General features: G+C 69.2%; 14 protein-coding genes and 2 tRNA genes. 12 read left to right on the forward strand and 4 right to left on the reverse strand.

Annotated elements, in window-relative coordinates; all coding sequences use genetic code 11:
• Nucleotides 1-52 precede the first annotated feature (52 nt).
• From OZ403_RS19420 to OZ403_RS19435, 4 genes are all read left to right on the forward strand, one after another.
• Nucleotides 53-1,339, forward strand: a complete 1,287-nt coding sequence (locus OZ403_RS19420; RefSeq protein ID WP_140796506.1) for an RsmB/NOP family class I SAM-dependent RNA methyltransferase — start codon at nt 53-55, stop codon at nt 1,337-1,339.
• A gap of 56 nt (nt 1,340-1,395) precedes the next feature.
• On the forward strand, nt 1,396-1,797 hold the full coding sequence (locus OZ403_RS19425) for a hypothetical protein (RefSeq protein ID WP_237078393.1): 402 nt from the start codon (nt 1,396-1,398) through the stop codon (nt 1,795-1,797).
• A 56-nt stretch (nt 1,798-1,853) separates the two neighbouring features.
• Nucleotides 1,854-1,926: transfer RNA gene (locus OZ403_RS19430), tRNA-Ala, on the forward strand.
• A gap of 114 nt (nt 1,927-2,040) precedes the next feature.
• Nucleotides 2,041-2,113 (forward strand) — tRNA-Ala (locus OZ403_RS19435).
• A 61-nt stretch (nt 2,114-2,174) separates the two neighbouring features.
• On the opposite strand, the gene OZ403_RS19440 is transcribed toward OZ403_RS19435, so the two are convergent.
• The gene (locus tag OZ403_RS19440; RefSeq protein ID WP_268784813.1) at nt 2,175-3,098 is read right to left on the reverse strand and encodes a class I fructose-bisphosphate aldolase; all 924 of its coding nucleotides are present in this window, start codon (nt 3,096-3,098) and stop codon (nt 2,175-2,177) included.
• Between the two features lie 248 nt (nt 3,099-3,346).
• Between OZ403_RS19440 and OZ403_RS19445 the strand changes: the two genes are divergently transcribed.
• Nucleotides 3,347-5,098: a TolC family protein gene (locus OZ403_RS19445; protein ID WP_268784814.1), complete on the forward strand. Its 1,752-nt coding sequence runs from the start codon at nt 3,347-3,349 to the stop codon at nt 5,096-5,098.
• A 52-nt stretch (nt 5,099-5,150) separates the two neighbouring features.
• Nucleotides 5,151-5,756, forward strand: a complete 606-nt coding sequence (locus OZ403_RS19450) for an MlaC/ttg2D family ABC transporter substrate-binding protein (RefSeq protein ID WP_140791884.1) — start codon at nt 5,151-5,153, stop codon at nt 5,754-5,756.
• A 68-nt stretch (nt 5,757-5,824) separates the two neighbouring features.
• Here OZ403_RS19450 and OZ403_RS19455 read toward each other — a convergent pair whose 3' ends face one another.
• From OZ403_RS19455 to OZ403_RS19465, 3 genes are read right to left on the reverse strand one after another with little or no spacing between them, the layout of a single operon-like run.
• Nucleotides 5,825-6,826, reverse strand: coding sequence for an NAD-dependent epimerase/dehydratase family protein (locus OZ403_RS19455; protein WP_268784815.1), 1,002 nt, complete (start codon nt 6,824-6,826; stop codon nt 5,825-5,827).
• A 27-nt stretch (nt 6,827-6,853) separates the two neighbouring features.
• Entirely contained in the window at nt 6,854-8,035 is a 1,182-nt protein-coding gene (locus tag OZ403_RS19460; RefSeq protein WP_268784816.1) for an N-acetyltransferase, read from the reverse strand.
• 7 nt (nt 8,036-8,042) lie between these two features.
• Complete coding sequence (locus OZ403_RS19465; protein WP_140791890.1) at nt 8,043-9,581, reverse strand: aminotransferase class I/II-fold pyridoxal phosphate-dependent enzyme; 1,539 nt, start codon at nt 9,579-9,581, stop codon at nt 8,043-8,045.
• A 275-nt stretch (nt 9,582-9,856) separates the two neighbouring features.
• Here OZ403_RS19465 and OZ403_RS19470 point away from each other — a divergent pair, with 275 nt between their 5' ends.
• The 6 genes from OZ403_RS19470 to OZ403_RS19495 all read left to right on the forward strand — a co-directional run bounded on the left by OZ403_RS19470 (nt 9,857) and on the right by OZ403_RS19495 (nt 18,095).
• On the forward strand, nt 9,857-12,514 hold the full coding sequence (locus OZ403_RS19470; protein ID WP_268784817.1) for an efflux RND transporter permease subunit: 2,658 nt from the start codon (nt 9,857-9,859) through the stop codon (nt 12,512-12,514).
• A gap of 35 nt (nt 12,515-12,549) precedes the next feature.
• Entirely contained in the window at nt 12,550-13,458 is a 909-nt protein-coding gene (locus OZ403_RS19475) for a phosphatase PAP2 family protein (protein ID WP_442929816.1), read from the forward strand.
• 37 nt (nt 13,459-13,495) lie between these two features.
• On the forward strand, nt 13,496-14,686 hold the full coding sequence (locus OZ403_RS19480; protein WP_268784819.1) for an aminotransferase class I/II-fold pyridoxal phosphate-dependent enzyme: 1,191 nt from the start codon (nt 13,496-13,498) through the stop codon (nt 14,684-14,686).
• On the forward strand, nt 14,683-15,411 hold the full coding sequence (locus OZ403_RS19485) for a class I SAM-dependent methyltransferase (protein ID WP_140791896.1): 729 nt from the start codon (nt 14,683-14,685) through the stop codon (nt 15,409-15,411). The genes OZ403_RS19480 and OZ403_RS19485 overlap by 4 nt, the downstream gene beginning before the upstream one ends.
• Nucleotides 15,404-16,381: a hydroxymethylglutaryl-CoA lyase gene (locus OZ403_RS19490; RefSeq protein ID WP_268784820.1), complete on the forward strand. Its 978-nt coding sequence runs from the start codon at nt 15,404-15,406 to the stop codon at nt 16,379-16,381. The genes OZ403_RS19485 and OZ403_RS19490 overlap by 8 nt, the downstream gene beginning before the upstream one ends.
• 154 nt (nt 16,382-16,535) lie before the next feature.
• Nucleotides 16,536-18,095: a methyl-accepting chemotaxis protein gene (locus OZ403_RS19495; RefSeq protein ID WP_268784821.1), complete on the forward strand. Its 1,560-nt coding sequence runs from the start codon at nt 16,536-16,538 to the stop codon at nt 18,093-18,095.
• The last annotated feature ends 63 nt before the right edge of the window (nt 18,096-18,158 follow it).

Below are 18,158 nucleotides of genomic sequence, written 5' to 3' on the forward strand. Positions count from 1 at the left end.
GGGTCGTCCGTCCCGTCGTGGTGCGACGGCGGCACTCGAAGCCCACATCGCGGTGCTTCGCGGCGAGCCATTGAAGGCCGCGCTCGCCAACGCCTTGCGAGAGGCCAATGGCCTGGGCGGCCAGGAGCGGCGCTTCACCGCCATGGCCGTGCGCGAGCTGTCCCGGCACCAGCGCTTGCTGGACCTGGCGGCCCGGTTGCTGGGCCACACCATGGGCAAAGTGGGGCTGACGGAGGACCAGGCGCTGGTGCGCTACGCCCTCTGGCGCCGCATCTTCTGTGGTGAGGGCTGGGCCCGCATCGGTCCCGAGGTCCGGCTGCCGGGGCCCGTGCGTCCGCGCACCATCAAGGACGACCTGCTCCAGCGCGTGGTGGAACAGCCGCTGCCGGAGGCGCCGCTCCCGGAGTCCCAGACGGAGCGGCTGGCCATCCGCTACTCGTTCCCCAACTGGTTGGTGCAGCGCCTGGCCCAGGTGTACCCGGAGGATGTGCTGGAAGGACTGCTGGCGTCGCTCGATGAGGAGCCGTCGCTGCACTTCCGCGCGCGGCCCCCGGGGACCCGGGACGCGGTGCTGGCGGCGCTGAAGGAAGAGGGCGTCAACGCCGAACCGGTGGCCGCGGCGCCGGATGCCGTGCGGGTGACGGACTCCAGCCACCGCGTCTTCGAGACTCGGATGATGAAGTCCGGCCGGCTCCAGGTGCAGGACGTGGGCAGCCAGCTCATCTCCGAGATGTGCCGTCCCCGGGAGGGCTCGCTGGAGGGCTTCACCGTGGCGGACGTGTGCGCCGGCGCGGGCGGCAAGACGCTGGCGTTGGCGGACTTCGTCGGGCCCCGGGGCAAGGTGCTGGCCGGGGACCGTTCGCGCCGTCGGCTGGCCGAGGCGCGTGAGCGCGTGCGCCACTTCTCCCTCCGGCAGGTCGCCTTTCCACATCCGCTTCCGCTGTCCGACGCGGACGTCCTTCTGATCGATGCGCCGTGCAGCGGCACGGGCTCCCTGGCGCGCGAGCCGGATCAGAAGTGGAAGCTCACCGCTCAGGAAATCGCCAAGTACCAGGCCACGCAGTCGGAGTTGCTGGATGAGGTGTCACGCCAGGCGAAGCCGGGTGCACTCATCGTCTATGCGACCTGCTCGGTGATGCCGGAGGAGGACGAGGCGGTGGTGGAGGCCTTCCTCGCGAAGCATCCGGACTTCACGCTGGAGCCAGTCGAAGACGTACTCGGCGCGGAGCGGGCGGCGCTCGCCGCGCAGGGGCCCTATCTGAAGGCGTTGCCTCCCAAGGTTCCCGGGGGAGGATTCTTCGCGGCCCGGCTGCGGAGGACAGGGGCGGGGCCGGGTTGACAGGCTCCGAGAGCGCACGCTACGCAATCGTTGATTTCTCAAGGAGTGTGACTGACTTGGCGGCCGACTCGAAGCAGTCCGAGGTGGTGAAGCAGATCAACGAGGCCTTCCAGGCGGCGCAGGACCGGTTGGCCCAGCTTCGCGAGGCGGTGGAGCGCAACACGGACCTGGCCCGGGCGAACGCTCGCACCACCGTGTTGAAGGATCAGAAGGAGAAGGCGCTCAAGGAGCTGGGTGAAGCCGTCTGGCGCCAGGTCCAGAAGGGTCGGCTGGACCTTCCGGCGGGTTTCGGCGTCGCGCTCAAGGCGGTGGAAGCAGCGGAGCAGGCGGTCGAGGCCCACGCGCGTGAGCTCACCGACCTCCTCCGGGAAGGGGAAGAAGTGGCGCAGCGGTTGAACGAACAAAAAAACGCACCGAAGCCTCAAAGAGTTCTGGTGCCTGGAGCGAAGAAACGGTAGAAGGCACCCACTTCGCCGGTCGGGCCGCTCCCCAAAGCGGCTCATCAGTAAAAGACGGGGCTATAGCTCAGCTGGGAGAGCGCTTGAATGGCATTCAAGAGGTCATCGGTTCGATCCCGATTAGCTCCACTCTGAAATGAAGAGGCCCGCCAGGGGAACCTGGCGGGCCTTTTGTTTTGAAGCGTAGAGAGTAGCTGCTTCGCCAGTCGGGCCGCTCCCCAAGGCGGCTCAGCAGCAAAAGACGGGGCTATAGCTCAGCTGGGAGAGCGCTTGAATGGCATTCAAGAGGTCATCGGTTCGATCCCGATTAGCTCCACTCTGAAATGAAGAGGCCCGCCAGGGGAACCTGGCGGGCCTTTTGTTTTCCGCCGAGCCGATTACGACTTGCCGGCGAAGATGGCCATCACGTCCTTGAGGAGCTTGATGGACTCCTCGTGCGGACGCTGGAAGGCGTTGCGGCCCATGATGGAGCCGAAGCCGCCGCCGGCGTTGATCTGCTTGATCTCCTCCAGCAGGGCGTCGGTGCCCTTGGCCTCGCCGCCGGAGAAGATGACGATGCGCTTGCCGTTGAAGGCGGAGCGGACGACCTCGCGGACGCGGTCCGCCATCGTCTTGGTGGGGATGCCGGCCTTCTCGAAGGCCTTCTTCGCCTCGGCCTGCTCGATGTGGTCCTGCGGCGGCTTCACCTTGATGACGTGGGCGCCGAGCTGGGCGCTGATCTGCGCCGCGTACGCCACCACGTCGATGCCCGTCTCACCCTCCTTGGACAGGTTGCCGCGGGGGTAGGCCCAGAGAACGGTGGGCAGGCCGTAGGACTTGGCCTCGGCGATGATGTCGCGGAGGTCCTCGTACTGCTCGTTGCGCGCCCCGGAGCCCGGGTAGATGGTGTAGCCGACGGCGGTGCAGCCCAGGCGGACGGCGTCCTTCACGGAGCTCGTCACCGCGGACATGGGGTGGGGCACCTTGGCCAGGGTGTCGGAGTTGTTGACCTTGAGGATGAGGGGAATCTCACCCGCGTACCTGCCGGCCACTGCCTCCAGGAAGCCCAGCGGCGCCGCGTAGGCGTTGCAGCCCGACTCGATGGCCAGGTTGATGTGGTAGTCCGGGTCATAGCCGGCGGGGTTCGGACCGAAGGAGCGGGCCGGGCCGTGCTCGAAGCCCTGATCCACCGGGAGGATGACGAGCTTGCCCGTGCCGGCCAGCGTGCCGGTGTTCAGCAGCCGGGCCAGGTTGGTCAGCGTGCCGGGGTTGTCGGACGGGTACCACGACAGGATCTGCTTGACGCGATCGGTATGGGGCATGTGTGGGGATCCTCTGTCTCGGGAACAGGGCGCAATCTGCTGCATGCGCCACGTCCTACCAACTCCTTTTCGCGCGCGAGTGTCACGGGTTCCACGACAGTGCACATCCCCCGTTCCTTTCGGCGCGGCCGTCCACAATCTCCGGCCGGTGCCATGGGACGAACAACACCGGTGACGGCCCGCTGCCGAACGGACATGCTGCGCCGCCGTGGGGTTCTCGGCTATGGGGAGCTACACAAGGCGGGTTGATGCGCAGACACCTGGATCATGGCGTGACAATGGCGCTGGTGCTCGTGGCGGGCGTTGCCGGAGCGCAGCTCACCCCCGGTTCGGTCGGGACGGGGAGCAGCCCTTCAACCGGCACCGGAAGCACGCCTGCCCCCTCCACGCCCGGCGCTACGCCAGCGCCGACGACGCCGGACCTGGGGACGCCGGGGTCCGACGCGCCGACGACGGTGCCTGGCACTGGGGCGCCGGGAGGGACGCGGCCCACGCCGCGCGCGGGAACCGGGGGGAGGGAATTGCCGCCGAGTCCGCCGGGCATTGCTCCCAGCTCGATTGAGGAGACGCCGGGTTCCTCCCAGCGGGGGCAGGCCATTTCACCCGCACCAGTCCTGGAACCCTCCGCCGAGGCGGAGCAGGTGAAGGAGGGCGTGACGGATGCGCCGGACTCGGAGGAGAAACCCGCGCGGCGGGAGCCGCTGACGCTGGCGCAGCTGGTGACGCGGGCTCGCGAAGCGGACTCCCGGGTAGAGGAGGCGACGGCGGAGCTGCGCAAGTTCCAGGCGCTCTACCAACAGGCGCGGTGGGCCTGGTTCCCCAAGTTCGAAATCACCGTGGGCGCGGGAGGCCCCACGCCCGAGGCCCGCAACGACGGCCTGGGTGGACCGCCCACCACGGAGGCCACTTATAAAGGAGACCTGAACTTCGGCCGCGTCGGCGTGACGATGTTCTCCACTGGCAACGCGGTGCTGCCGCTCTACACCTTTGGCAAGCTGACGGCGCTGGAGAAGGCGGGCGCGCAGGGGCCGGTGCTGGGGGCCGCGCTCCGCGAGCGCACGCGCAACGAGGTCGGCTTCCAGGCCGCGCAGGCGTACTTCGGCTACCAGCTGGCGCGGAACGGGCTTCAGCAGATTGAAGAGGTGTCGAAGCGGCTGGAGGACGCTGGCCAGCGCATCGAGCGGCTGCTCAAGGAGGACTCGGGCCAGGTGTCCGCTGTGGACTCGTACAAGGTCCGCTTCTTCCGGCAGATTGTCGAAGCGCGCAAGGCGGAGGCCCTGCAGGGGCGTCAGTTCGCGCTCGCCGCCATCGGCCTGCTGGCGAACGTGGGGCCCGAAGACGCCGTCACCGTCGTGGAAGAAGACCTGGAGCTCGAAGAGGACGTGCCGGTGCCCAGCCTGGAGCAGGCCCTGGTGCGCGCGGAGCAGTCCCGTCCGGAATTGACGGCCGTCGCCGCCGGCATCGCCGCTCGCGAGCAGGAGGTCTTCATCCGCGAGCGCAGCTACTACCCGGACCTGGGTCTGGCCGGCTTCTACGATGTGCGCTTCACCACCAGCGCCACGCGACAGCGCACGCCCTTCGCGTTTGATCCGTTCAACGACCGCACCGCGGGCCTGGGCCTGGTGATGCGGGGGACGTTCGACATTCCCATCAAGGACGCCCAGCTCGAGCAGGCCCGCGCGGAGCTGGACAAGCTGCGCGCGCAGGAGAAGCAGATTCGCGCGGGCATCCGCCTGGAGGTCTCCAAGGTGCACGGCGAGCTGGTGTCCGCCTGGAGTCGCGCCCGGGCCTTTGGCGAGGCGGAGCGGAGCGCCCGCCGGTGGGTGACGGCCGCCTTCACCGCGTTCGACCTGGGGACCGGTGACACACGTGACCTGGTGGACGCTTTCACGGCCTATGCCCAGGCTTCAGGTGACAAAGGCAAGAGCTGGCACGACGTTCGGGTAGGTATGGCCGCCCTCGCGCGGGTAACCGGGGCGCCGCTGGCTCCGGGTGAATAACCATGCGCTCACCACAGTCTTCCCTGCCGTCCTTTCACTCGGAGCCCATTGAATGATTGCTTCCCTGCTTGCCGCCACCTTGCTTGCCGCCGCGCCCGGCCCACTGACGGTCGTCCAATCCGGGAATGCGGACGTGCAGAAGGCCGCCAACGCGCCCGGTGCCACCGCGCAGTCGCTCGCCACCGTCGTGGAGAAGTTCGTCGACTTCGAGGAGCTGGCGAAGCGTGCGCTGGGTGACAAGACCTGGGCCGGCCTCCAGCCCGCCCAGCGCAAGGAGTTCACCGAGACGATGACGGGCCTGCTGCGCGCGTCCTATGCCCAGAAGGCCCTGGGGCAGGCGCAAGCGCAGGTGAAGTACGGCGAGGAGGGCGTCGACGGTAACGAGGCCTCCGTGGGCACCACGGTGACGGTGAAGAAGGACGCCGTCCCCGTCGAGTACCGCCTGTACCGCACGTCGGCGACCGGAGCGTGGCGCATCTACGACGTCATCACCGACGAAGTGTCCCTCGTGGACACGTACAAGGGGCAGTTCCGCAAGCTGCTCGCCGACAAGGGCTTCGACGGCCTGCTGTCCACGCTGAAGAGCAAGCGGACGCAGCTGGAGAAGGAGAACGCGGCGTCGGCCGAGAAGAGCGCGGAACAGACGGCGGTCCCCTGACGCCCAGCGCGGTCCGCGTCACGAGTCCAGGCCGAGGTACCCTCGAGGGTGCCTCGGCCTTCGTCTTTTCAGCGGCCGCCCGCCTCGCGGTATGCCGCCAAGGTGCCAGCCAGGCCCTGGGACAGGGGGATGGTGGGCAGGAAGCCCAGCTCCCGGTTCGCGCGCTCGGTGGAGCACGTCCACGCTGCGCACCGCATCTCCCGCACCTTGTCCCGGTTGAGGATGGGCACCGTGCCGCGCAGGCGGGCCACGGCTTCGGAGCCCAGGCCCACCACGTAGCTGACCGTCTGCGGCACGGGCAGCACGGCGGGCCGGCCCTTGCCGAGCGCCCCGGCCATGGCCGCGCAGACGTCTTCCCAGGAATGCTCCACGCCGTCGGACACGCCGTACACGCCGCGCGCCGGGTCTTCCTTCGACACCGTGGCGCCGCGATCCGCGGCCGCGAGGAGGGCGGTGCACAGGTCATCCACGTGGATGAGCGAGTAGCGCTTGGGCCCGAAGCCGCTCTTCAGCGCCAGCCCCAGCTTCGCCATGGGCAGCAGTGACGGGAGGAACTCCACGTCACCGGGCCCGTAGACGATGGGCGGCCGGACGATGACGGACGGAACCCGGTCCGCGAACTCTCGCACTGCTTCCTCGCCGCCCAGCTTGCTGCGGCCGTAGATGGACACGGGCGCGGGCGGGTCCTCCTCGCGGCGTGGGCGCTCCGGCGTGGACGGGCCGGCGGCGGCCAGTGACGAGCAGTACACCAGCCGGGGAGGGTGGGGCAGGGCGGCCATGGCCTCCACCAGGCGGCGGGTGCCCTTCGCGTTGCCCTCGATGTAGCCCTCGGGCTCGCGGGACTTGGTGACGCCGGCCAGGTGCAGCGCGCAGTCCACGTCGCGCACGGCTTCGGCCAGTCCCGCGCCCGTTGTCAGGTCCGCCACCACGAAGCGGGCGCCCAGTCCCTCCAGGGGCCCACGGCGCGAGCTGGCGCGCACCATGAGGGTGAGCGTGTCGCCACGCTCCACGATGCGGCGCGCGAGCCGCTGGCCAATGAACCCGGTGCCGCCAGTGAGCAGGAATCGCAAGGAAGACTCCTCGGAGTCGGGCTGCGGTCAGAGCGCGCGCGTGTAGACGCGGTACGTCTTGGAGCGCTGGGCGCCCATGGACTCGATGGCGCGGTTGACCAGGTGGTTGTCCTCGAGCGTCCAGGAGATCTCCCCGCCCACGTAGCCCAGCCGCTTCGCCGTGCGCAGGGTGTCCAGGTACAGGATGGCGTCCAGGCCGCGGCGCCGGAAGCCCTCCTTGATGCCGAGGATGATGAGGCGCAGCCGGTTGATGCGGCGCGAGGCCAGCGCCAGCTTCACCAGGCCGATGGGCAGGCCGAACGTGGTGAGCCGCCCGTTGGCCGCGCGGATGGCCTGGTTGGCATCCGGCACCGTCAGGGAGAAGGCCACCGGCTCGCCCTGGACCTCCGCCATGAGCGCCAGCTCCGGCCGGACGACCGTCTTGAGCTCCTTGGCCAGGTGGTCGAACTCCGCGTCGGTGAAGGGCACGAAGCCCCAGTTCTTCTCCCACGCCGAGTTGTAGATGTCGCGGATGCGCTTCACCTCGGCGTCCAGGTCCTTCATGTTGACCGGACGCACGACGACGCCGTCGCGCACGCGAATCTTCTCCGCGATGCGCACCACCTTCTCCGGCGGCTGCGCGGACGATGACAGCTCGTAGGCGTACAGGTCCTTGGCCTTCGTCAGGCAACAGGCCTCCAGCAGCGCCGCGTAGTAGGGCGGGTTGTGCGGCATCATCACCGCGGGCGGCGTATCGAAGCCGTCGATGAGCAGGCCCCAGTCCTGGTTGGAGGACAGGTTGGCCGGCCCCAGCATGGCGTCCATGCCCCGCGGGCGCAGCCAGGCCGCGGCGGCCTCCAGCAGGGTCCGGGCGACGCCCGCGTCATTCACGCACTCGAAGAGGCCGAAGAAGCCCTCCTTCGTGCCGTGAATCTCCATGTGCCGCGGGTTGCGAATGGCGGCGATGCGGCCCACCACGTCCGGGCCGCGCCGGGCGAGGAACAGCTCCAACTCGCCGTACTCGAAGAAGGGGTTCTTCTTCGGGTCCAGGAAGTCCCGGCGCTCCATCTCCAGCGGAGGAACCCAGTGCGGGTCGCTCTTGTAGAGGGCGTAGGGGAGGCGGATGAACTGCATCCGCTCCGCCTCGCCGCGGACAGGGGTCACCTGCACGTCCGATGGCATGGTCGAGGACGCGTGGGTCGGCTGGGACGGCTCGGCGTGGAGGGCCATGGGCGGTTCAGTTCCGGTCGGAGTGGGCGCCGTTGCGCATGAAGAAGTGAGCGCCCTTCTCCAGCAGCAGGCCCGGCAGCTCGCCGCGCTTCTCCCATAGCTTCATGGGCGCGTTGCCCAGCTTGCGCAGGTCCTCCGGCTGGAGGTTGGCCGCGCGCCAGGTGAGCTGCTCCACCGCGTCGAACAAGCGGCCAGCCACCTCGCGCGACGACATGCGCGACAGCTGGTCCAGCGTGATGCCGCCCTTGTCCGCCAGCAGACCGTTCGAGCCCGCGGCCCACTTCTCGCTCGCGCGGTTGGACAGGATGCGGGTGCCCGGGCGGGCAATCTGCACCGGCTCGTAGACGGTGGGACGCGTCTCTGGAATCACGCCCAGCTTCCGGCCAATGGTCTCGAAGGTGTCGAGCACGCGGTCCAGCTGCGCGTCCGTGTGCGTGGCCATGTACGAGGTGCGGATGAGCGCGTGGCCTGGCTCCACCGCCGGCGGAATCACCGGGTTGGCGAAGACGCCGGCCTCATGCAGCGCGCGCCAGAAGCGGAAGCACTTCACCTGGTCGCCGATGTGCACCGGCACCACCGGCGTCACCGACACCCCCGTGTCGAAGCCCATGGCGCGGAAGCCGTTGTGCATCTTCTCCGCGATGTCCAGCAGACGGGCGCGGCGCTCCGGCTCCGCTTCGATGATCTCCAGCGCCTTGAGCGCCGCGGCGATGGAGCCCGGCGTCATGGACGCGGAGAAGATGACCGAGCGCGCCTTGTGGCGGATGTAGTTGATGACCTCGAAGGGACCGGCCAGCACGCCGCCCAGCGACGCGAAGCTCTTGGAGAAGGTCCCCATGACGAGGTCCGTCTCCTTCTCCAGGTCGAAGTACTCGGACGTGCCCCGGCCCAGCGTGCCCAGCACGCCCATGGCGTGCGCGTCATCCGTCATCACTCGCGCGTTGTAGTGCTTGGCCAGCTCCACGATGCGGGGCAGGTTGCAGATGTCGCCCTCCATGGAGAAGACGCCGTCGGTGACGATGATCTTGCCCGCGTCCGGATCCGCCTGGGACAGCAGCTGCTCCAGGTGGTCCATGTCGTTGTGGCGGAACTTGCGCTCGGTGGCGAAGGACAGGCGGATGCCGTCCACCAGCGACGCGTGGTTCTGGCGGTCGCTGAAGACGATGTCGTGCCGGCCCAGGATGGACGCCAGCGCCAGGTTCGTCTGGAAGCCCGTGGAGATGACGATGGCGGACTCGCGGTTGAGGAACTTCGCCAGCCGCGCTTCCAACTCCTCGTGCAGCGCCAGTGTGCCGTTGAGCAGTCGCGAGCCGGAGCTGGTGGTACCGAACTTCTCCGTCGCCTTGATGGCCGCTTCCTTCACGCGCGGATCGGCGGACAGGCCCAGGTAGTTGTTGGACCCGACCATGATGACACGCTTGCCTTCGATCTCCACCTCGGTGGCACCGTGCGACGCTTCGATGGCACGGAAGTACGGATAGAGACCCGTAGCCTTCGCGATACGGTAGTCCTTCCAGTTACGGCACTTGTCGAAGACGTCGCTCATGGGTGATCGGTCTTTCTCTCAGGCTGCGTCGGGAGGCATGGACCGGCCCGGGAGCCTGGGGCTCTCCAGTCGCGACTCCCCCGATTGAAGGAACGTTCCGCATCGGGGATTTCTGCGTCCGGAGGCCTCCCACTGGGGACGCGGGGCCGTGAATAAAGAGGGAGCGCGGCAGTGTCAAGGCAAGCGCCGCGCCGTCCATCCCGCTGTCGTCACCCGTATCCGGGCTCGCCTTGACAGCGCTGAGACTTTGATGGCACCCCGCCGTCCGACACACGATGTTCTCCAGTCGATACTGGAGCGCACGGTGTGCATTGGGCTGCACACCTGCCGTGGGCGGTGCGCGTCTGGAAGCCTTCCGCTTCACCCGCTGTTCAAGAGCGCCGCTGACTGGCCGGGAATTTGCTCCGTGGCTGGTCCCCGAGGAGTCGACGTTGGCCAGGTCTCAACGGTGGTTCGAAGGCTTCATCCAGGCCGCGGTCTCGCGTCCCTGGCAGGTGTTGCTCGTGTTTGCGCTGCTCGCGCTGGGCGGTATGGCGCTGGCGTCGCGGTTGGAGTTCCGCGGGTCGTTCGTGGAGCTGCTCCCTCAGGGATCCCAAGAAGTGCGGGATCTGACACTCGTGTCAGAGAAGGCAGGCGGGGACGGCTACCTGGTCCTCGTGGCAAAGGGAGACACGCCGGAGCGCCTGGAGGCATACGCGGCCGAATTGCAGACGCAATTGGAAGCGATGCCCGAGGTCCGCTACGTCGAGCACCGCTATGACGTGGACTTCTTCCGTCGAAATGCGCTGCTGTTATTGCCCATCGAGAAACTCGCTGCGTTGCGCCAGGACCTGACGGCGCGTGTGCGTTACGAGCGACAGCGCGCCAACCCCTTCTTCTTCGACCTGGGGGGCACGCCGGAGCCGCCGGACTTCGAGGCCATCGCGAAGAAGTACGCGCCGGACGCGCCCATGCGCGCGTCGTTGGCCAGCGCGGACGGCACCGAAGTTTATTTGATGATCAAGCCGTCTGGGACGGCGGGGGACCTGGGGTTCGCACGGCGCTTCGTGGACCAGGCGATGGGCACCGGACGCACGCTCGCGGCGCAGCGCTATCCGGGCGTGACGCTGCAGGCCACGGGCAACTTCCAGGGGCGCATCGAAGAGGACGCGGTGATGCGCGGCGACCTGTCGCGCGCGGGCACGCTGTCCGCGCTCATCGCGGTGGGACTCATCCTGCTCGCCACGCGGCGGGTCGCGGCGCTGGCCGTCGTTGGCATCCCCGTCATGGTGGGCGTGGTGTTGACGTTCGCGGCGGCGCAGCTGGCCATCGGCCACCTCAACATCGTGACGGGTTTCCTCGTCGCCATCTTGATTGGCCTGGGCATCGAGTACGGCGTTCACCTGTGCATGCGGTACTGGGAGGAGCGGCGCACGCGTCCGGCCCGCGAGGCCATCGCCACGGCGGTGCGCGGCACCTTCAGCGGCGCGGTGACGTCCGCGGTGACGAACGCGGCGGCCTTCTTCGTGTTGCTGCTGGCCCAGTTCCAGGCCTTCAACCAGTTCGGCCTCTTGGCCGGCCTGGGGGTGCTGCTGGCCGTGTTGGCGACGTATGCGATGGGCCCCTCGCTGCTGGCCATCGCGGAGCGGCTGCGTCCGGCCCGCGTGGATGTGGCGGCCGAAGCCACCGCGTCCCAGGTGTCCCAGCCGGAGCGGGCGTGGCGGCGCTGGCCCACGGGCGCCATCGCCGCGCTGGCGCTGTCGGTGGTGGGCTTCGCCGCGTTCTCCGTCTCCGTGGCGCCCCAGCTGGGCTTCGAGACGGACATGCGCAAGCTCAAGGGCGAGTCCCCGGCATCGCGCCTGGATGACCGCGTCACCGAACAGCTGGGCCAGCCCCTCAACCCGGCCATCTTCCTGGTGGATGACGTGGCGCAGGCGGCGCAGGTGGAGGCCGTCATCGCGGAGGTGAAGCAGCGCAACGGCGCGGACTCCGCCATCCTCGACTCCGCGTCCCTCAATGACTTGCTGCCGTCCGATGTCGAGCGCCGGGAGGTGGAGCTGTCGGCTTTGCGCGAGGCCTTCCAAGGTCTGGAGGACCTGCCCGCGGAGCTTCGCGCAGACGCGCGGCTCCAGGAGTTCCAGCGGATGCTGGAGGCGAAGCCCTACGGTCTGGATGCGTTGCCGGTGGAGGTGCGCCGGCGCTTCGAGGCCACGGACGGGAAGGGCACCTTCCTGCTCCTGTTCCCCTCCGTCTCCAACTCCGACACCGAGGAGCTGCGGCGCTGGGCCACGCAGATCGACCAGGTGGTGGAGGGCGTGAAGGCGCGCGGCATCGACATGGCCGTGCTGGACAGCAACCGCATCGCCGCGCGCATCTTCGCGCTGGTGAGCGCGGACGGACCGCTCATCCTGTGGTCCGCCGCCGCGGTGGTGTTCGTCGTCATCCTGGTGAGCCTGCGCAGCTTCAAGCGCGCGTTGCTCGTCACCGGGCCGCTGTTCCTGGGCATGACGTGCCTAGCGGGTGGCATGTACCTGTTCGACGTCCAGCTCAACTTCATCAACGCGGTGGTCCTGCCGAACCTGCTGGCCATCGCCGTGGACAACTCAGTGCATCTCTTCCACCGGTACGAGGAAGAGGGGCCCGGCTCGCTCGGCAAGGTGGTGCGCCACACGGGGCTGGCGGCCGTGGTGGCCACGCTGTCCAACGCGGCCGGGTATGGCGCGCTGCTGGTCGCCAACCACCAGGGCCTGCGGAGTATCGGTCAGATTGCGCTGCTGGGGGTCATGTGCACCTTCTTGGGGACCACGGTCTTCTTCCCCGCGCTGCTCGCCTTGCTGGAGCGGTGGAAGGGGCGCGAGGATGCGGTGGCGGGGAAGGGGGCGGTCGTTCAGAGCCTCGAACTCGGCGAATCTGGCGCGCAAGCCGCGCCGCCGGGGGAGCGTAAGTCGGCGTGAGTTCCTGGTATTCCCAAAGCGTTCGCGGTGAGGCGGTGCGCGTCCAGCTCACCACCGTGGACCTCATCATCGTCGTGTCGTGCGCGTTGGCTTCACTGCTCCTGCTGGGGCCGGGCCGGTGGGTGCCGGATGCGCTGCGCTGCGCGGGATTGTTCGCGGTGGTGGGCGTGGGGCCGCTCGTCCTCCGCACGGTGGCCGCGTCGTTCCCGGGGCACCGGTGGCTCCACGTCCTCGCGGACTGGTGGCTGCTGCCCACGGCGGTGATGACGCACGGCTGGCTGTCTCCCGTGGTGGACACGGTGAACCCCCTCCTCAAGGACGCGCAGTTGGTGGCGGCCGACCAGCGGCTCTTCGGCATGCAGGCGGCCGTGGTGCTGTCGCGCGTCGTCCCGGCGTGGCTCAACGACATCCTGCTGGTCTGCTACTACGGCCACTTCATCTGGGCGCTGGTGATGGGGCTGGTGCTCTACCGGCGCCCGGGCGGCGCGGAGTACGACGAGTACCTCACCGCACTGGGGCTGCTCTTCTTCCTCAACTACGCGGCCTACGCGCTGGTGCCGGCGGTGGGGCCTCGCTACTTCCTGGTTGACGCGTTCGATGGGCCGCTGCGGGGCTCGCTGGCGCCGCTGCTGGATTCACTCATGCGCAAGCCGCTGTTCGCGCGTGACTGCTTCCCGTCGGGACACACCGGCGCCACGCTGCTGGTGCTGTACTACGCGTGGCGGTTCTCCCGCCGTGTCTTCTGGGTGATGTTGCTGCCGGGCCTGGGGCTCATCGCGGCCACGCTGGTGGGCCGTTTCCACTACGCCACGGACCTGCTCTGCGCGGTGCCCATGGTCATGGTGGTGACGGGGCTGGCGCTGGGCGTCTCCCGGGCGGCCCGCCAGCGCGAAGTGGTGAAGGACGCGCGTTCCGTGCCGGTGGACGCTATCGTCAGGCCCTGAGCGCCCGGACGGTACGCGGCGCGAGGAGCCGACGTCCATGTCCAGGCCCGTAGCCGCGCAGCGAGTCACCCGGTTCGCCACCACCGTCTTCTCCGAGTTCAGCGCCCTGGCCGCCCGCCACGGCGCGGTGAACCTGGGGCAGGGGTTTCCGGACTTCGACGGTCCGGCGGCCATCAAGGAAGCGGCGCAGCGCGCCATCCGCGACGGGGGCAACCAGTACGCCATGGGCGCGGGCGCCCGGGAGCTGCGCGTGGCCATCGCCGAGCACTCGGCGCGCTTCTACGGCCAGGCGGTGGACCCGGACACCATGGTGACGGTGACGAGCGGCGCCACCGAGGCCATCCTCGACACGCTGCTGGGGCTGGTGGACCCGGGCGACGAGGTGGTGGCCTTCGAGCCCTTCTACGACTCCTACGACGCCAACATCACCTTCGTGGGGGCCACCGCGCGCTTCGTGCCGCTGCGCCCGCCGGACGCGGACCACGCGCAGTGGTGGTTCGACCGGGACGAGGTCCGCGCCGCCTTCAACCCGCGCACCCGGTTGCTCATCCTCAACACGCCGCACAACCCGACGGGGAAGGTGTTCACCCGCGATGAATTGACGTTCCTGGGCGAGCTGTGCGCCGAGTTCGACGTGAAGGTCCTCTCCGACGAGGTGTACGAGCACATCGTCTTCGATCCCGCGCGCCACCTGCGTCCGGCCACGCTGCCCGGGCTGGCCGAGCGCACCGTGACGGTGAGCAGCGGTGGGAAGACGTTCAGCCTCACTGGCTGGAAGGTGGGCTGGGTCATCGCGCCGCCGCCGCTGCGGGACGCGGTGCAGCGGGCCCACCAGTTCGTGACCTTCGCCACCGCCGCGCCGCTGCAGGCCGCCATGGCGGAGGCGCTGCGGCTGCCGGACGCGTACTTCACGGAGCTGACGGCGTCCTACGCGGCGAAGCGGGAGCGGCTGCTCACCGGGCTGCGCGAGGCCGGGCTGACGGCGTTCGCCCCGGAGGGCAGCTACTTCATCCTCGCGGACATCGCGCGCCAGGGCTTCGCCGATGACGTGGCCTTCTGCCGCCACCTGGTGTCCGAGGTGGGCGTGGCGGCCATTCCGCCCAGTGTCTTCTATGGTCCGGCGCACCGGCACCTGGGGCAGGGGCTGGCCCGCTTCGCCTTCTGCAAGACGGAGGCGGTGCTGGACGAAGCCGTGCGCCGCCTGCGTGCGGGCCTGTCGTCGCGATGAGCTTCTTCGGTGAGCTCTACCTTCGCAGCACGCTGCCGTTCCTGTCGGAGGCCGTCACCGCGCGTGAGGTGGACTACCTGGCCCGGGCCTTCACGGACGTGGCGGGGCCGGCGCCGGTGGTGGACCTGGGGTGCGGCCATGGCCGCCACGCGGCGCGGCTGAACGCGGTGGGGCCTCTGGCCGGGCGCGTCATCGGGCTGGAGTTGGACGCACTGTCGTTGGCCATGCGGCGCCCGGGCTTCCCGGCGATCCAGGGAGACCTGCGGGCCCTGCCGTTTCGCGAGGCGTCTCTGGCGGGGGCCTACGCGTGGTACTCGACGCTGGCCGCCTTCACGGATGGCGAGCACATGCACATCCTCCGCGAGGTCGCGCGCGTGCTGCGGCCAGGAGGACGGTGGGTGTTCCAGACGGTGCCGTTCGAGCGACTGGCGGCGTCCCCCCGGGCGGCCTTCCGCGAGACGCTGCCGGATGGAAGCGTCCTGGAGGAGGAGAGTTGCTTCGACGCCTCGACGGGGCGGGACGAGGGACGTCGGACGCTGACCTCTCCGGAGGGTCGATGCCTGCGCGCGTCATATTCCCTTCGTTACTATCCCCTTGCGGATTGGGTGAGGCTGTTGGAAAGCACGGGATTTTCCGTCGTCTGGGTGCACGGTGGCCTGGCGGGTGGGCCGCTGGACGCGCAGTCAACCGACCTGATCGTGGGAGCGGAGCGGCGCCATGGCTGAGATGCAGGAACACTCCAGGGCGAGGTTGGGCTGGCTGGGCCAGTTGCCTAAGCAGGTCGACGTCTACGAGGTCGGTCCCCGGGACGGCTTGCAGAACGAGCTGCGCACGCTGCCCACGCGGGACAAGGCGCGCCTCATCAACGCGCTGGTGGCTGCGGGGGAGAAGCGCATCGAGGTGACGTCGTTCGTGTCACCCAAGTGGATTCCCCAGCTCGCGGACGCGGAGGAGCTGCTGCGGCTGGTGGGCCGGCGCGAAGGCGTCGTGTTCTCCGCGCTGGTGCCCAACCTCAAGGGCCTGGAGCGCGCGAAGGACGCGGGCCTGGAGGAGGCCGCCGTCTTCATCTCCGCCTCCGAGGCGCACTCGAAGAAGAACATCAACAAGAGCATCGCCGAGGCCGTGGTGGGCGCGCGCGAGGTGACGGCCTCCGCGCTGCAGGCGGGCATGCGCGTGCGCGGCTACCTGTCCACCGTGTGGGGCTGCCCCTACGAGGGCGACGTCCCGGTGGAGCGCGTGGTGGACATCTGCCGGCAGCTCGTGGATGCGGGCATCTACCAGCTCAGCCTGGGTGACACGATTGGCATCGGCACGCCGCGCCAGACGGAGGTCCTCCTGGAGGCGCTGCTGAAGCACATCCCCGTGGAGAAGCTGGCGCTGCACCTGCACGACACGCGCGGCACCGCGCTGGCGAATGCGCTGGTGGGCCTGTCCGAGGGCGTGACGACCTTCGACGCCAGCATTGGCGGCCTGGGCGGGTGCCCCTACGCCCCGGGAGCGGCGGGGAACCTGGCCACCGAGGACGCCGTCTTCATGCTCCACGGCATGGGCGTGGACACCGGCATCAACCTGGACCGGCTGGTGGAGGCCGGGGAGATTGCCCAGGAGCTGATCGGCCGGAAGCTGGCGGGCAAGTACCTCCAGGCCGCGCTGGGCGAGCGTGAGAAGAAAGCCGCCCGCCGGGCCCAGACGTGAGCGAGCCCTGCCCAGTGCCGAGGTCATGAAGTACCCGACAGTCCTAAAATCCAGGTGTCGTTGAAAAATTCTGTTCGGACTTACGTTTCGAGGTGGTGAGCGGGTAGGGTGAGGTCGTTTTGACCCCACCTGCTGCCTCAACGGGAAGTGCCGGATGAACGTCTCGCTTGATGCCGACGTCCTCGCGAGACGTTCGCAATCGCTGTTCGACGCCCACCAGGTGGCGCTGAGCCGCCGCACGGACCGGATGTTCGCCGTGCTGATGGGACTCCAGTGGGTCGCTGGGCTGGTGGTGGCCCTGACTCTGTCCCCCCGGACGTGGACCGGGACGTCCAGTCAGGTCCATCCGCACGTCTGGGCGGCGGCCGGCCTGGGAGCCCTCCTGGCGAGCCTGCCGGTGGCCATGGCGTGGACGTTGCCGGGGCGGGAGGCCACGCGGTTCGTCATCACCACGGCGCAGGCGTTGGTGTCCGGGCTGCTCATCCATCTGACGGACGGGCGCATCGAGACGCACTTCCACATCTTCGGGTCCCTGGCGCTGCTGGCCATGTACCGGGACGCGCGGGTGCTGTTCCTCTACTCGGCGCTGGTGGCGGCGGACCACCTGCTTCGCGGCCTGTACTGGCCCCTGTCCATCTTTGGCGTGGAGTCCGCCAGTGCCTGGCGCGCGTGGGAGCACATCGGCTGGGTGGTGTTCGAGAACGTGTTCCTCCTGATTGGCGGGCGAGGCGCGGTGAAGGATGCCCGGGCACTGGCGGCGCGACAGGCCTGGTTGGAGTTGTCTCAAGGAGAGGTTCGCACGCGCGTGGTGGAGCCGCTGGTGGACTCGGCGCGGGCGCTGACGGAGGCGACCCATTCGCTCGTGTCGAGCACGGATGATCAGCGCGCGATGCTGTCGCGCCAGTCCGCGGCGCTCACGGATACGCAGGCGGTGGCGAACGAGATGCAGCGGGCGTCTTCCACGGCCTCTCATCAGGCGGATGCCATCCTCGCCTCCACGCTTCAGGCGGGGGACGTGGGGGCCGACGCCGAGGCCATGTTGGGCCAGAGCATGGAGGGCCTGGAGGCCATCCGCGCACAGGTGATGGAGATGGCCGGGCTCCTGCGTGGATTGGACGGCCAGGCGCGGCAGCTATCGAGCGTCACCCTGGCGGTGAAGGACCTGGCGGACCAGTCCCACATGGTGGCGGTGAACGCGGCCATCGAGGCGGCGCGCGCGGGGGTGCACGGCAAGGGCTTCGCGGTGGTGGCCACGGAGATGCGGCGGCTCGCGCAGCAGTCCGTCCGGGCGGCCGGGCAGGTGAGCGGCATACTGGACACCGCGCACCAGTCGATCCAGCACGTCGTGGAGCTCTCCCTGATGGGGGCGGAGCGGATGGCGCGGGACATCGAGGTGGTGCGCGCGTCGGGAGAGCGCTTGCGGGGCCTGTCCACCGTGCTGCGCACCAGCACCGAGGGCGTGCAGCAGATTTCAGTGGCGGTGGCGCGACAGGCCGCGGGCGTGGCGCGGATCTCCGGCGCGGTGGACGAGCTGTCCGCGATGATGAGTCAGACGCTGGGCCGTGTTGAACAGACGACCACCGCCGCCCAGACGCTTCGCGTGGTGACGGGCCGTGTCCACGGCGTCATCGACACCTATCAAGGCACCAGGACGGATGAGTCGCCGCCAGCGAACGATGCGGGCCGGGTGATTGCGTTCAGCCGGGACGCGTAAGCGGGCGTCCTCCGCGTGTGAGGTTGCTGGCCGGGGCGCGCGGTGCCGCCGCGCCCCGGAGCC

It is taken from the genome of Myxococcus sp. NMCA1, from assembly GCF_026810205.1.
GTDB lineage: Bacteria > Myxococcota > Myxococcia > Myxococcales > Myxococcaceae > Myxococcus > Myxococcus xanthus_A.

Bases quoted from the DNA above. Each gene is read 5' to 3' on its own strand.
- OZ403_RS19440 (WP_268784813.1), bottom strand. From the start codon at position 3,098: ATGCCCCATACCGATCGCGTCAAGCAGATCCTGTCGTGGTACCCGTCC.
- OZ403_RS19445 (WP_268784814.1), top strand. From the start codon at position 3,347: ATGCGCAGACACCTGGATCATGGCGTGACAATGGCGCTGGTGCTCGTG.
- OZ403_RS19450 (WP_140791884.1), top strand. From the start codon at position 5,151: ATGATTGCTTCCCTGCTTGCCGCCACCTTGCTTGCCGCCGCGCCCGGC.
- OZ403_RS19460 (WP_268784816.1), bottom strand. From the start codon at position 8,035: ATGGCCCTCCACGCCGAGCCGTCCCAGCCGACCCACGCGTCCTCGACC.
- OZ403_RS19465 (WP_140791890.1), bottom strand. From the start codon at position 9,581: ATGAGCGACGTCTTCGACAAGTGCCGTAACTGGAAGGACTACCGTATC.
- OZ403_RS19470 (WP_268784817.1), top strand. From the start codon at position 9,857: ATGTTCTCCAGTCGATACTGGAGCGCACGGTGTGCATTGGGCTGCACA.
- OZ403_RS19480 (WP_268784819.1), top strand. From the start codon at position 13,496: ATGTCCAGGCCCGTAGCCGCGCAGCGAGTCACCCGGTTCGCCACCACC.
- OZ403_RS19485 (WP_140791896.1), top strand. From the start codon at position 14,683: ATGAGCTTCTTCGGTGAGCTCTACCTTCGCAGCACGCTGCCGTTCCTG.
- OZ403_RS19490 (WP_268784820.1), top strand. From the start codon at position 15,404: ATGGCTGAGATGCAGGAACACTCCAGGGCGAGGTTGGGCTGGCTGGGC.
- OZ403_RS19495 (WP_268784821.1), top strand. From the start codon at position 16,536: ATGAACGTCTCGCTTGATGCCGACGTCCTCGCGAGACGTTCGCAATCG.